Annotated in this window: 12 protein-coding genes; 8 read left to right on the plus strand and 4 right to left on the minus strand. The window is 73.2% G+C overall.

Annotated elements, in window-relative coordinates; genetic code table 11:
- Nucleotides 1-132 precede the first annotated feature (132 nt).
- The 4 genes from HHX37_RS29020 to HHX37_RS29035 all read left to right on the plus strand — a co-directional run bounded on the left by HHX37_RS29020 (nucleotide 133) and on the right by HHX37_RS29035 (nucleotide 5,854).
- Entirely contained in the window at nucleotides 133-2,160 is a 2,028-nt protein-coding gene (locus tag HHX37_RS29020; protein WP_182887509.1) for a glycosyltransferase family A protein, read from the plus strand.
- A gap of 97 nt (nucleotides 2,161-2,257) precedes the next feature.
- Nucleotides 2,258-2,956, plus strand: coding sequence for a DALR anticodon-binding domain-containing protein (locus tag HHX37_RS29025; protein WP_182887510.1), 699 nt, complete (start codon nucleotides 2,258-2,260; stop codon nucleotides 2,954-2,956).
- A 141-nt stretch (nucleotides 2,957-3,097) separates the two neighbouring features.
- The gene (lysA, locus tag HHX37_RS29030; protein ID WP_182882702.1) at nucleotides 3,098-4,504 is read left to right on the plus strand and encodes a diaminopimelate decarboxylase; all 1,407 of its coding nucleotides are present in this window, start codon (nucleotides 3,098-3,100) and stop codon (nucleotides 4,502-4,504) included.
- Between the two features lie 42 nt (nucleotides 4,505-4,546).
- Entirely contained in the window at nucleotides 4,547-5,854 is a 1,308-nt protein-coding gene (locus HHX37_RS29035; protein WP_182887511.1) for a homoserine dehydrogenase, read from the plus strand.
- A 67-nt stretch (nucleotides 5,855-5,921) separates the two neighbouring features.
- On the opposite strand, the gene HHX37_RS29040 is transcribed toward HHX37_RS29035, so the two are convergent.
- A complete protein-coding gene (locus HHX37_RS29040; RefSeq protein WP_220503251.1) occupies nucleotides 5,922-7,010 on the minus strand; it encodes a virginiamycin B lyase in 1,089 nt (362 codons plus the stop codon).
- 178 nt (nucleotides 7,011-7,188) lie between these two features.
- The gene (locus tag HHX37_RS29045; protein ID WP_182887512.1) at nucleotides 7,189-7,803 is read right to left on the minus strand and encodes a hypothetical protein; all 615 of its coding nucleotides are present in this window, start codon (nucleotides 7,801-7,803) and stop codon (nucleotides 7,189-7,191) included.
- A 284-nt stretch (nucleotides 7,804-8,087) separates the two neighbouring features.
- Between HHX37_RS29045 and HHX37_RS29050 the strand changes: the two genes are divergently transcribed.
- Both HHX37_RS29050 and HHX37_RS29055 read left to right on the plus strand, forming a co-directional pair.
- Nucleotides 8,088-8,684, plus strand: coding sequence for a hypothetical protein (locus HHX37_RS29050; RefSeq protein ID WP_310740580.1), 597 nt, complete (start codon nucleotides 8,088-8,090; stop codon nucleotides 8,682-8,684).
- Complete coding sequence (locus tag HHX37_RS29055; protein ID WP_182887513.1) at nucleotides 8,677-9,696, plus strand: peptidase; 1,020 nt, start codon at nucleotides 8,677-8,679, stop codon at nucleotides 9,694-9,696. The genes HHX37_RS29050 and HHX37_RS29055 overlap by 8 nt, the downstream gene beginning before the upstream one ends.
- 65 nt (nucleotides 9,697-9,761) lie before the next feature.
- On the opposite strand, the gene HHX37_RS29060 is transcribed toward HHX37_RS29055, so the two are convergent.
- Entirely contained in the window at nucleotides 9,762-10,124 is a 363-nt protein-coding gene (locus HHX37_RS29060; RefSeq protein ID WP_117408981.1) for a GntR family transcriptional regulator, read from the minus strand.
- A complete protein-coding gene (locus tag HHX37_RS29065; protein WP_182887514.1) occupies nucleotides 10,118-11,095 on the minus strand; it encodes a hypothetical protein in 978 nt (325 codons plus the stop codon). The genes HHX37_RS29060 and HHX37_RS29065 overlap by 7 nt, the downstream gene beginning before the upstream one ends.
- A 334-nt stretch (nucleotides 11,096-11,429) precedes the next feature.
- Here HHX37_RS29065 and HHX37_RS29070 point away from each other — a divergent pair, with 334 nt between their 5' ends.
- Nucleotides 11,430-12,818, plus strand: coding sequence for a glycosyltransferase family 39 protein (locus tag HHX37_RS29070; protein ID WP_310740581.1), 1,389 nt, complete (start codon nucleotides 11,430-11,432; stop codon nucleotides 12,816-12,818).
- Between the two features lie 82 nt (nucleotides 12,819-12,900).
- Complete coding sequence (locus HHX37_RS29075; RefSeq protein ID WP_182882707.1) at nucleotides 12,901-13,791, plus strand: polysaccharide deacetylase family protein; 891 nt, start codon at nucleotides 12,901-12,903, stop codon at nucleotides 13,789-13,791.
- Nucleotides 13,792-13,823 lie beyond the last annotated feature (32 nt).

Here is a 13,823-nt window from a genome sequence, read left to right on the forward strand (position 1 = left end):
GGATGTGGTCGGCCGGTCGCCGGTCACGATGATTCGCCGAGGGACGAGGCGTCGCCTCCGGCTGAGAATGATCAGGGGGTTCTGCGAATATTGTGACTTGCGTCCTGATGGCCTACCGCGGAGTCACCCCTTATGAGCGAGCTGAGCGAATCGGCAGCCGGACAGCCTGAGCGGAGCGACCCGGCGGCGCTGCGGCGGGCGCTGGCGGAGGCGGTGGAGCGGGCGGCCGGAGCGGCGGAGCTCACCCGGCTGATCGCCGACTACCAGCGGCGGCTGGAGGAGGTGGCGCGCGCGGAGGCCGAGGCCGTGACGAAGACGCGCGAGGCCGAGGCGCGGCTCAAGACGGCGGAGCGGCAGAACCGGCAGCTCGCCAAGCAACTCGCCGAGCAGCGCTACCAGACCGAGGTGGCCAACTGGAAGCTCGCCTCGCTCCAGGACAGCCGGTGGAGCAAGCTCGGCGACGCGATCCACAGCAAGAACCCCGGTTCGGTGGCCAAGACGCTGAAGGCGCCGACCAGGAAGCGCCCGGCGCCCAGGCGCTCGGACTTCAAGCCGGAGATCCCCGTCGTCGACGAGGCGAAGGCCATTCCGGCCGCGCCCCAGCCGAAGCCCCCGCAGGTCTCCGCGCCGCTCGCCGAGCACTTCGTCGTGCCCAAGGGCCCGACGGCGCGGCCGTACATGACGGTCGCCGCGATCGTCGACCGGCAGACCGAGGCCCTGCTGCGGTACGAGTGGCGGCTGGTGACCAACTTCGGCCCGGACAACTGGGAGGCCATGCTCGACCAGCAGCGGCCGCACGTGCTGTTCGTCGAGTCCGTACGGCCCGGCCCGCGCCAGGGGAACGGCGGACGCTGGCTGGAGGCGCTGGCCGGGGAGACGCGGGCGCTGCGCGACCTGGTGGCGGCCTGCCGCAAGCGCGGGATCAAGACGGTCTTCTGGCACTCCGGAGGCGCGGTGTCGCGGGGGGTCCCGGCGGCCGAGCACTTCGAGTGGGTGCTGACCACCACCGAGGCCCGGGCCCGCGAGTGGCGCTCGGCGCTGCGGCACGACCGGATCGGCGTGCTCCCGCACGCGATCCAGCCCCGGGTGCACAACCCCATCCCGGCGGAGGGCGGCCGTACGGGGGAGATCGTCACCCTCGGCACCGTCACCCCTCCCGGCGACGGATCGGCCGCCTGGAGGCCGCTGGCCGGTCAGGGCGACGACGACACGCCGTACGACGACGTGCTGACGGCCTACCGGCAGCCGGCCCTGGTGATCGCGGGCGCCGACGCCGAGCCGAGGACGATAGGAGAGGTCACGGCCTGCGGCACCCCGGTGCTCCAGGTGCGGGCCGGGGCCAAGGGCGAGGAGATCGTCGCGGCGGCCGAGATGTTCATGGCGGACGCCGAACGGCTGGCCAGGGAGGCCCATCTGGCCTGGCGGGCCGGCGCCGGCGTGACGCCGCTGCTCGACCCGATCCTCGACACGCTGGGCGTGCCCAGCGTGCGGGGCAGCGGCGTGATCACGGCGATCGCCGCGGTCGCCGGTCAGGCCGAGCTCGACCACCTGCTCGCCCAGGTTTCCCGCCAGATCGACCGGCCCGGCCAGCTCGTGATCGTCGCGGAGGGCCTGGACGCCGGGCTGGTGGACAAGACCGTCCGCCAGGCGTGCCCCGGCCTCGACGTCGTGGTCCGCGTCACCGAGGAGCCGATCACCCGGGGCGCCGCCCTCGACCGCGCCGTCCGGCTGGCCGACGGCGACCACGTGGCGGTGCTCGACCCCAGGGACCTGTACGGCGAGCACTACCTGGCCGACCTCGTCAGGCACTTCGCCTCCACCGACGCCGAGGTGCTGGGAAAGGCGTCCTTCTACGCGCACCTGCCCGGAACCGGGGCCACGCTGCTCCGCCAGCCGGGGGCCGAGCACCGGTTCCTGCCGGAGGTCGCCGGGGGCACCGTCCTGGCCCGCCGCCAGACCCTCACCGACCTCGGTCTCGCCGACGTCTCGGAGGAGTGGGGCGAGGTCCTGATGCGGCAGTGCCGCACGGACGGGGTGCGGGTCTACTCGGCCGACCGCTACTCCTACGTCTGCGTCCGCGACTCGGCGGAGGGCGCGCTGCTCTCCTCGGCGCGCCTGGAGGGGTACGTCCCGGCCGAGCCCCTCGCCCTCCTGCTCTGACCGCCCCCGGCTCCGGCGTTAGGCTGGCCGCGATGACCACCGCCGGCCATGCCGAACGAGACCACGGGCGCCGGACGCCGCCCGTGGAGGCCGGCGAATGATCGTCAGGGCGCTGGCCGCCGTCCTCGGCTCGCCGCCCGTGCCCCAGGGGTCGTGGGAACGGGAGGCGACGTTCGCCTCGGCGGCGGCGCTGCGGGGGAGCGGCGCGCCCACGAAGGAGACGGCGGAGCGGTTGGCCGGACGGCTCCGGGCCGTCCCGGGGGTCGGGCGGGTGGACGTCCGGCCGAACGGCTTCCTCGTCATCGCTGTCACCGGACCGGAAGACGTGCTCGACGACGTCCCGTCCACCGAACCCGTGGAGACGGCCCCGTCCTGCCCGGCGGACGGCGCGGGGCCGTGGCCGGACTTCCCCCGCACGTGGGACAACCCCGGCTTCGCCGTCAGGTACGCGTACGCGCGGGCGGAGGCCGTACGGCGCTGGGCGCGCGATCTCGGCGTCGCGACCGGGGCCGGCGTGCGGCCTGGACGGCTGACCGGCCCGTACGACCGGGCGGTGCTGCGGGTCCTGGCGGAGCTGCCGAGCAGGCGGGAGAGCCGTGATCCGGGCTGGCCGGCGTATCTCGAACGGCTGGCCGCGGCCTACCACGACGCCTTCGAGCACGCCTCGCCGATCCCCCGGGGCGACGAGGAGCCGTCGGACGTCCACGCCGCGCGGGTGCGGATGGGGGACGCGGTGCGCGCGGTGCTCGCCACGGGCCTGCGGGAACTCGGCCTCACCCCGCCCCGCCAAATCTAGGGCTGCAAAATGTGAGCAAAACCAGAAGACAGCCGGAAACAGTACGTATGATGACCTGGGATCCAGAATATCTTCCACACGTTGTCTCGCAGGGTGAGCAGTGGGCGCGGGAGAATCGCCGGGTCGGCTAGCCTCGTGCGGGTGAGTCGATTCGCCCACCCAGCCGGCGACCTGCACGCCGCCTCCTCGATCGTCGCCGTGACCGCCGGACCGCCCGAGGAGCGTCCGCCGCACACGCCCGCCGACCTCAACGCGCTCGAACCGGCCATCTGGCCGCGAACGTCGGGCCGCACCGGCGGAGCCGTCACCATCGGCGGCATCGACGTACGCGACCTGGCGAAGGAGTTCGGCACACCGCTGTACGTCGTCGACGAGGAGGACTTCCGCTCCCGCTGCCGCGAGTACCGGTCGGCCTTCCACGACGGAGAGGTCCACTACGCGGCCAAGGCGTTCCTGTGCCGGGAGGTCGCCCGCTGGATCGACCAGGAGGGGCTCGGCCTCGACGTGTGCAGCGCGGGCGAGCTCGCCGTCGCGCTCAGCGTGGGCTTCCCGCCCGAGCGGATCACCCTGCACGGCAACAACAAGTCGCTCGCGGAGCTGGAGCGGGCCGTCCAGACCGGCGTCGGCCACATCGTGGTCGACTCGTACGAGGAGATCGCCCGTCTCGGCTTCCTCGCCGAGAAGCACGGCGTACGGCCCAAGGTCATGATCCGGGTGACCGTCGGGGTCGAGGCGCACACCCACGAGTTCATCGCGACCGCCCACGACGACCAGAAGTTCGGCCTGTCGCTGAGCGGCGGCGCCGCCGCGGAGGCGGTGCGCCGCATCCTCGCGCTCCCGCAGCTCGAACTGGTCGGCCTGCACTCGCACATCGGCTCGCAGATCACCGACGTCGGCGGCTTCGAGGTCGCCGCCCGCCGTCTCGCCACCCTGCTGGTCGACATCAAGGAGGAGCACGGCGTCGTGCTCCCCGAGCTGGACCTCGGCGGCGGATACGGCATCCCGTACGTCACGGGTGACGAGTCCCTGGACGTCAAGGTCATCGCGGACGGCCTGCGGGAGATCGTCACCAAGGTCTGCGAGGCGGCCGGGCTTCCGGTGCCGCGCCTCACGGTCGAGCCGGGCCGTTCGATCGCGGGCCTTTCCGGCGTGACCCTGTACGAGGCCGGTACCGTCAAGAACGTGGAGGGCCTGCGCACCTACGTGAGCGTCGACGGCGGCATGAGCGACAACGTCCGCACCGCGCTGTACGGCGCGGAGTACACGGCGGTGCTCGCCTCCCGCGAGAGCCAGGCGGCGCCGATGCTGTCGCGCCTGGTCGGCAAGCACTGCGAGAGCGGCGACATGGTCGTGCGCGACCTGCACCTGCCGGGCGACCTGGCCCCCGGCGACCTGATCGCCGTCGCCGGCACCGGCGCCTACTGCCGGTCCCTGGCCAGCAACTACAACTATCTGCCCAAGCCCGCCGTCGTCGCGGTGTCCAACGGCCAGGCGCGGGTGATCATCCGCCGGGAGACCGAGGACGACCTGCTCAGGGGGCAGCTGTGACCAGCCGCCGCCGGCGGTCCGGCGGCGGAGCGAGGAGGGGTCGTGAGTAACGCCAAACCGGCGCTCGGGGTCGCGCTGCTGGGCTGCGGCGTCGTCGGGTCGCAGGTCGTACGCCTGCTCGGCGAGCAGGCCGACGACCTCGCCGCCCGCGTCGGAGCGCCGCTGAGGCTGGCCGGCGTCGCCGTGCGCAGGCTGGGGCGCAAGCGGGACGCCGACGTCGACCCCGCGCTGCTCACGACCGACGCCGAGGCCCTCGTCACCCGTGACGACGTCGACATCGTGGTCGAGGTGATCGGCGGCATCGAGCCCGCCCGCTCGCTGATCCTCGCCGCCATGGCGCGGGGCAAGTCGGTGGTCAGCGCCAACAAGGCGCTGCTGGCCGAGGACGGCGCGACGATCCACCGGGCCGCCCGGGAGAACGGCGCCGACCTGTACTTCGAGGCGAGCGTGGCCGGGGCCATCCCGCTGCTGCGGCCGCTGCGCGAGTCGATGGCCGGTGACCGGGTGCGCCGGGTGCTGGGCATCGTCAACGGCACGACCAACTACATCCTCGACAAGATGGACTCCACCGGCGCCTCGTTCACCGACGCCCTGGAGGAGGCCCAGGCGCTGGGGTACGCCGAGGCGGACCCGACGGCGGACGTCGAGGGCTTCGACGCCGCGGCCAAGGCCGCGATCCTCGCCGGCATCGCCTTCCACAGCCGGGTGACGGCGGCCGACGTCTACCGTGAGGGCATCACGGACATCACCGCGGCCGACGTCGCCTCCGCCAAGGGCATGGGGTACGTCATCAAGCTGCTGGCCATCTGCGCCCGCTCCGAGGACGGCCGGTCGGCCGGCGTCCGCGTGCACCCCGCCATGATCCCGAGGTCCCACCCCCTGGCCGGGGTCCGGGAGGCGTACAACGCCGTCTTCGTGGAGGCCGAGTCGGCCGGGCGGCTGATGTTCTACGGGGCGGGCGCGGGCGGCGCGCCGACCGCCAGCGCCGTGCTGGGCGACATCGTCGCGGTGGCCCGCAACCGCCTCGCCGGCACCCGCGGCCCCGAGGAGTCGACGTACGCCGACCTCAAGGTCCACCCGATGGGCGACAGCGTCACCCGCTACCACGTGTCGCTGGACGTGGCGGACAAGCCCGGCGTGCTCGCCCGGGTGGCCGACATCTTCGCCCGGCGCGACGTGTCGATCCAGACGGTGCGGCAGGAGGGGCGGGGCGACGACGCCAGGCTCGTGCTGGTCACCCACCGGGCCAGCGACGCGGCCCTGTCCGGCACGATCGAGGATCTGCGCGAACTGAACACCGTCCGGGCGGTCGCCAGCGTGATGCGCGTGGAGGGCGACGAGGCGCCCTGAGCGGTCGTGAGACCGCGGAGGCCGCCGCCGCTCCCGGCGGCGGCCCGTCGGGGACCGGGTCGGCCGGTCAGAGGGTCACCTTGGCGATCTGGTCGACGTAGTCCTCGGTGAGCCAGACGTTGCCGTCCGGTCCGCTCGTGATGTCGAACGGCCCGGCGAGGACGGTCGGCATGTTGTACTCGATGATGATCCCCGAGGTGGTGACGGTGGCGGCCGCGTTGCCGAGTTGTTCGGCCACCCACAGCCTGCCGTCGGATCCGCTGGTGATGCCCCACGGGAAGGCGTTGGGGTCGTCCAGCGGGTACTCGGTGAAGTCGCCACCGGTGGTGACGGTGCCGACCTTCCCGTTGGCGTCGGTGTACCACAGGTTGTCGTCGGGCCCGGTGACGATCCCGATGGGCGTCGCCCCCGAGGAGGGGACGGTGTACTCGGTGATGGTCCCCGACGTGGTGATCTGACCGATCTTGCCGGTGAACGACTCGGTGAACCACAGGGCGCCGTCCGGCCCCGTCGTGATCCGCACCGGGAAGGCGCTACTCGTCGGCAGGGCGTACTCCGTGATGGTCCCCGACGTGGTGATCCGGCCGATCTTGTTGCCGGTCATCTCGACGAACCACAGGGCGCCGTCGGGGCCGGCGGTGATGCCCCAGGGGAAGGACCCCGTGTTGGGCAGCGCGTACTCCGTGACGACTCCGGAGGTGGTGATGCGGCCGATCTTGTCGGCGGCCGACTCGGTGAACCACAGGGCGCCGTCCGAGCCGGTGGCGATGTGGGCGGGCTCGGCGTCCTCGGTCGGCACGGCGTATTCGGTGAAGTCGCCGTCCGTGGTGACGCGGCCGATCTGGCCGGCGTAGTTCTCGGCGAACCACAGCGCGTCGTCCGGACCCGAGGTGATGCCGACAGGGCCCGAGGTGCCGGTCGGGATGTTCAACTCGGTCACGGTCGGAACCCTCGTGACGTCGCCGGACCGGAACGGCCGGACGGGCGGGCGCGGCCGCTGGACGGGACACCGCATGTGGCGGTGCTCCGGCATCCGCTTCAGTTTCTTGCAGATCAGCACCCACGGGGGCAGCGGCTTGGGACGCTGGCCCGGAGTGTCGGCGGTGGCGGGCGGGCCACTGCACAACGGCGCGGCCGTCACCAGAGCCAGCGCCATCGCCGCGAGTGGACGGCGGAGGTGTCGTGAGAAGCGGGGCATGGCATCCCTTCGGCTGAGCGGAGACATGAGGGGCCGGGGGCGAGGCCTCACTATGTCCGAGCCGCCTCGCCGGAGGCCGCTCCGCCGCGTCCGTGGCGGGTCACGGGAGACCCAACTCCTGGACGGATCGGGGTGGTCAGGCCACCGAATGGGTGATGGTCCCGGTGTAGACGCCGGTGGCGGCGCCGGACGGGATGGTGATGACCAGAGTGGGCTGCCAGCTCGTCGACATCGGCGGCACCTGTTTGCGTCCGCTGAAGGCGACGACCGGAGAGGTGAGGGGCACCCGGTCGGCGGCGGTGGGCTGTCCCGGGAAGCGCGTTCCGGCGCCCGACGACGCGGTGACCGGCCCCGACCAGTAGGCGACGTTCGCGGTCGTGATGGTCTGCGCGGGAGTGCCGCTGCCGGTGGTGAAGCTCGTCGCGGACACGGTCGCCGTCCAGGGAGGGATGCCGTTGCGCTGGTCGGCCACGGTCACCGTGCCCATGGAGGCGCTGATGGTGCCACCCCGGGCTCCGCTGCCGAGGCTGGCCGAGCCCGGCACAGTGATCGTCAGGGGGTCGACCCGCACGGCGACCAGCCCGGTTCCACCCACGCCGTCTCGTTCCGCCTGTCGTGCGCCGGGCCCGGCGGCGAGCGCGAGCGGAGCGTTGAACGTCGTGATCGGCAGTGCGATCGGCGGCGCGATCGGCAGTGCGGCCGACGCGGCCAGCGCCGCGACGACCAGGGCATCCGCACGGACCTTGCGCATATGGCCTTCCTCGCCGCCCCTGCCGCATGAGTCGCCTCCGTGCGGCCGATCTTCGCCGTGAACGATCCACGGCAGGCTAGGTCATCGGCGCGGCCCGCGGCCGTCGCCACGCCGTGACGCCACGTGACCGCAGGGCGTCGGGCCACGCGTCCCCGCCGCTCGTCATTTGATCACAAAGGCTTTCCAGACGCCGCTGGGCGTGATCTCGGCGCGAGCCGCCGACCGGCCACTATGTCACCGACCGCGGCCCGGACGGGGCGGCGTATCCACGGAGGAGATCGGCTGTGTGCAAGAGGAGTGTCGCCGCGCCGTCGGCGGGCGTGGCAGTGCTGGCGCTGACGGCGGCGCTGTCCGTGGCGTCGGCCGCGTCACCCGCCGCGGCGGCCACGTGTCCGGCGTCCACCACGTGTCCCACGACCGTCACCTTCACTGTCACCGCCCCTGACGGGTTGACGATCACCGTCCCCGACGGGCCGGTGAACATCGGCAGCGGCGCGCCGGGAACTCAGATCAGCGGCCTGCTGGGTCCGGTCACGGTGTCCGACCAGCGCGCCGCGCTCACCGCGACATGGGTGGCCACGGTGTCGGCCGCTTCGGGAGGCTTCACCACCGGCGGCGGCACCGCCGCCGAGACCGTTCCCAACAGCGCCGTCCTCTACTGGTCCGGCGCGGCGACGTCCACCACGGGCACCGGCACGTTCGTGCCGGGTCAGGCGAACGCGGCGGCCGCCCAGTCGCTCGACGTGCCGCGCACCGCGTTCAGCAAGACGAGCGGCTCAGGCGACAACTCGGCGACCTGGAATCCGACCATCGTGGTCAACGTGCCCGCCGCGGCCGTGGCGGGCACCTACACCGGAACGGTGAACCACTCCGTTGCCTAGCCGTCTCCGGGGGCTCGCCGCCGCCGGCCTGTTCGTGACCGCGGTGCTCGCGCCGGTGGCCGCCGCGGCGGCCACCGGCGACGACGCCCATGGGAACCGCCAGGGGAGGTTCGGGATCCGGCTGCTGGAGATTCCCGAGAACCGCCTGGACGACCCGCGCTCGCACGCGTTCATCGTCGACCACGTCAATCCCGGCACGACCTTCACCAGGCGCCTGGAGGTGTTCAGCACCTCCTCCTCGCGGCAGCACGTGGACCTCTACGCCGCGGCGGCACAGGTGGGCGACGCCGGATTCAGGTTCGCCCCCGCGCGCACGCCCAACGAGCTGACCTCCTGGATGAGGCTCGACCGGACCGCCGTGGAGCTGCCGCCGCACGGCCACGTCCCGGTGACGGCCACCGTCGCGGTGCCGCCGACGGCTTCCAAGGGCGAGCGTTACGCCGTCATCTGGGCGGAGATCTCCTCGGCCTCGCCCGGCCCGTCGGGCAACGTCGCACTTGTCAACCGGGTGGGCGTCCGCACCTACCTCGACGTGGGCCCGGGCGGCGAACCGCCGACGAGCTTCCGGATCGGGGAGGTGACCGCCGGGCGCACCGACGACGCGACCCCGCGCCTGGTGGCCGAGGTCGGCAACACGGGGGAGCGCGCCGTCGACCTGGAGGGCGAGGTGCGGCTGTCGGAGGGGCCGAGCGCGCTCAGCGCCGGGCCGTTCCGCAGCGCCCGCGCCACGACCCTGCCTCCCGGCGGACACGGCCGGGTGACCGTGCTGCTGGGCCACGACCTGCCCGCCGGGCCCTGGAGGTTCCGGCTCACCCTGCGCAGCGGCCGGGTCAGCCGTACGGCCACCGGCACGATCACCTTCCCCGCGGCCGGTGAGCGTGCGGCGGCGTACAACGGTCCCTCGGTGCCGGTTCTCGCGGCCTGCGGCGCGGCGGCCGTGGCCGCGGCGGGGCTCCTGGTCGCCGGCCTGCGCCGGTTCCGCCGCCGTCCCATGCGCGGCGAAGCGGCCTGACCCGGCGGCCTGCCCGGCCCGAGCGGGCACGCCGTACGCCCCGTATCGGCCTCGTGGACGGCGGGTCAGCGGTCCGCCAGGGCTCGGCGGACCGCGTCGAGGGCCTCCTCCTCGGAGGCCCCGAGCTGCCGCACGGCGCCGGCGAACTCCTCGGCGGCCTCGCGCAGGTGCAGGCGACCTCCCTGTGCGGCGAGTTCCGTGATCGTCGCCGCACGGCCCCGGCGCAGCTCGACCAGGCCCTCGTCGCGCAGTTGCTGGTAGCCGCGCAGCACGGTGTGCAGGTTGATGCCGAGCGCGGCGGCGACGGCCCGCGCCGAGGGCAGCTTGTCGCCGGGGACCGCCTCGCCCCTGGCGACCGCCCCGCGCACCGAGGCCGCCACCTGGTCGGCCAGGGGCTGGACCGAGGACGGGTCGACGACGATCAGCATCCGGTGCCTGCCCGCATGCGGGTGAGGGTCCCGTTGACCAGAGCCGCGGCGGCCTCGGCGTCCCGGGCCGAGTAGAGGAACTCCCGGCCGTCGGTGAGCCGCAGCGCCAGCACCGGATCCCCGCCGCCGACGTAACCCCATCCTCTGCTGCCGCCGAGCATGCCGCCGAGCCCCCTGCCGGACGTCTTCAGCCGCACCGAGGCGAAGACCACCGCTTCGTACGGCACGGCCCGCCGCAGCCCTCCGAGCCAGGGCAGGCTCACCTCCACGCCCCGTCCGTCGATCCGGAGCCGGCTGCGGGCCTGCAGGATCAGGAAGATCCCCAGGAGCGCGGCTATCGTGGTCGCCTGCCAGCGCTCCGCGAAGTCGGGCGCGGAGAACCAGGCGAAGGCGAGGAACACCGCCCCCTGGAACAGGGTGAGACGGTTCCAGCCGGACACCGCGTAGACGGCCCGCTGGCCCGGCGCCAGCGGGAGGAGCGGGACGTCCGGGGGTGGCGTGCCGTACGCGGGCGCGGCAGGGGGCAGCGGCCCCGACAGACGCCAGGCGGCGATTCCCGCGAGAACCGCCAGCACTATCTCCGTGGGAATCGCCCACGACGGCTGGGAAGCCGGGCCGTCCGCGTCGATGAGCGCCGCCACCGCGACGCCGTTCCCCGCCGCCGCCAGGACGCTCTGGCTGAAGCCGAAGACGGCCAGCAGGCGCTGCAGCTCCGGCCAGCGCTGGTAGTGCGCGAACATGGCGACGAACACCACCTCGGCGAACACTACGGGGAACAGCGCCATTCGCAGCCATCGGCCCCATTCGGAGCTGTGCTCTCCTGTGGCACCCGGAACGTACGCCAGGTGGGGCAGCCGGTCCCGGAAGACCGCGAAGAGCAGCAACGGAACGAGAAGGATCAGGGGCGGCGACGCCACGGTCAGGATCAACCGACGGAGCCAACCGGCGTCGCGGTGCGGGTAGCCGTTCATGGGACCACCTCCGACTGTTTGCATATGACTATAACAATCAAACAGTTTGTGTCCCATCCCGTCTTCGGAATCCGTCCGGCGGATGCCCTCGGGGGACCGGCCTCTGAGGCACGACTCGATCCGGTAACGACCAGTTGGATCTTCGCGGCGGTGGAAACGGGATGACCCTAATCTCGTAGAAATGATCGCTGCCTCGGGGGAGAGCGCGGTTACGGGCGAAGTGGCCCGTACTGCCGACGACGGCGCGGCCCAGGCCGCGACAGGATGGTCCGGACGGCCCCGGCGAACGCGGTGGACAGGGCGAACGCGGTGGACGCCGCTCGTCGCGGGCGTCGTGACCACGGGCGTGGCCGTGTCGGGCGGTACGGCGTCGTTGTCGGGCGACGAGGTGGCGACCTACAGTGCCGCGGTGGCCCGGCCGCTGAGCGGCCTGCTGGTGCTCGTCCAGCACGTCGACGGCCACTTCCTGCCCTACTACCTGCTCATCCACCTCTGGTCCTTCCTGGGTGAGGCCGAGTGGTGGCTGCGCCTGCCGTCGGCCCTGGCGGCGGGCGTCGCGGCCGGTTTCCTCGCCGACCTCGGCCGCAGGCTCGCCGGTCCGTGGGCCGGGATCGTGGCCGCCGCGTTGTTCGCGGTGCTGCCGTCGGTGTCCTTCCACGGAGCGAACGCCCGGCCGTACGCGTTCGCGGCGGCGGCGGCCGTCGTCTCGGCCTGGGCGCTGCACCGGGTCGCCGAGTCGCCCACCTGGGGCCGGGCGGGCGGGTACGCGGCGGCGGTGGCCCTGCTCGGCTGCACGCACCTGTTCTCGGTCCTGGTGCTCCCGGCCCAGCTCCTGGCCGCCCTGCTCGCGCTGCCAGGCCGTACGGCGTGGACCAGGGTCGTCCCCGCCATGGCGGCGGGGTGCGTCCCCGTCGTGGTTCTCGGGCTGGTGGGATGGGGCGAGCGGGCCGCGATCAGCTGGATTCAGCCGCACGGGCCGGAGGTGCTGCTGAAGGTGCCCAAGCACGTCGCGGGCTCCGATCTCGCCGGGCCGGTGTTGTTCGCCCTCGCCGTCGCGGGGGTGGTGATCCTGCTGCGCGCGTCCGTCCCCTGGGGTGTGCTCGTCGGCGGATGGCTCGTCCTCCCGCCGCTGCTGCTGCTCGTGGTCGACGCGCTGGTGACCCCCGCCTACGTGGACCGCTACGTGTTCGTCGCGGCGCCCGCCCTGGCGCTCTCGGCCGGCGTGGCCCTGGCCTCCGTGCGCCCGGCCGCCCTCCCCGCCGCGCTGGTGGCCGTGCCCTCCGTACTGGCCGTCGCGGCGCTGGGGCTGCCCGCGCAGGCCGACTACCGGCGGCAGAACGGCCACTACGAGGACTTCCCCGGAGCGGTGGAGGTGATCAGGGCGGAGCTGCGCCCCGGCGACGCCGTCGTGTACGGCCAGAGCAGGCTGCGCACCGGCTTCCGCTACTACGGCCGTGACGGGCTCCCGGACGACGTGCTCCTCGCGGGGCCCGGCCCGGCCTTCGAGTACGCGGAGAAGCCCGGCCTCGCGGGCGCCCTGGCCGGGCGCCGCCGGGTCTGGGTCGTCTGGCGGGGGACGAAACAGGCGGGCCTGGAGGGTACGAAGATCCGGCGGGTGGCGGCCGTACGCGCGGCGGGATATCGCCTGTCCAGCGCCTGGCACTCCGCCGAACTCCCCGGTCTGACCGTCGCGCTGTTCGAGCGGGGCCGGGGCGGAGACTGACCGCCGGGGCGATACCCGATCGTCAGGGTGACGGCAAAGTAATTGCCCGATGCAAGTAAAGTCTTCGCCTATGCGACTTACGGTGAAGAGACTCGTACCGGTCTGTCTCGTCGCCGCGGCGTCGGTCGCGGGGCTTCAGCAGGCCCCCGCCGGGGCGGCCGGCGTTCCCTCCTCGGGGCAGGCGGCCGCGCACGCCGCCCGGCAGGCGGCCGCCCCCGCTCACGGCACGCGGAAGGCGGCCAGGAGCGCGGTGCCCATCGTGGCGCTCACGTTCGACGACGGGACGGCCGACCACCTGGCCGTGGCGAAGATGCTGAGCAAACGCGGCCTGAAGGGCACCTTCTACGTCAACAGCGCGCGCCTCGGCACCTCCGGCAGATACCTGAGCGTGCCGGCGCTGCGCGCCATCGCGCGGGCCGGGCACGAGATCGGCGGCCACACCCTCCGTCATCCGCACCTGTCGGACGAGTCCGAGGCCGTGCAGCAGAGCGAGATCTGCGACGACAGGCGGGCGCTGCTGAAGCTGGGCTTCGCCCCCCGCTCGTTCGCCTATCCCTTCGGCGACTACGACGAGACCACCAAGCAGCTCGCCATGCGGTGCGGCTACACCACCGCACGCGGCATCAATGGCCTGTACCGGCCCGACAGCTGCCAATCGTGCCCGATCGCCGAGAAGCTGCCGCCGGTGGACCTCGCCGCCGTGCGTGCCACGAGCCAGACCCGCCTGCCGCGTACGGCCCGCACGCTGGAGAGCTTCGTCACCCGGGCGCAGGAGGAGGGCGGCCGCGGCCTGGTCACCTTCGTCTTCCACGAGATCAAGAACAACCCGCGGGACCAGTACGCGACCGCGCCGAAGGAGTTCGCCGCCTTCGTCGACTGGGTGGCGCGGCAGCGGAAGGCCGGGAAGATCCAGGTGAGGGCGCTGGGCGACCTCGTCGGAGGAAAGGTCTGGCCGGTCCCCGACGACATGTGAGAGACGGTCCGAGTACTCAAAGTCACAGGTTC

Origin of the sequence: Microbispora sp. H10885, from assembly GCF_014161415.1 — a bacterium.
GTDB lineage: Bacteria > Actinomycetota > Actinomycetes > Streptosporangiales > Streptosporangiaceae > Microbispora > Microbispora triticiradicis.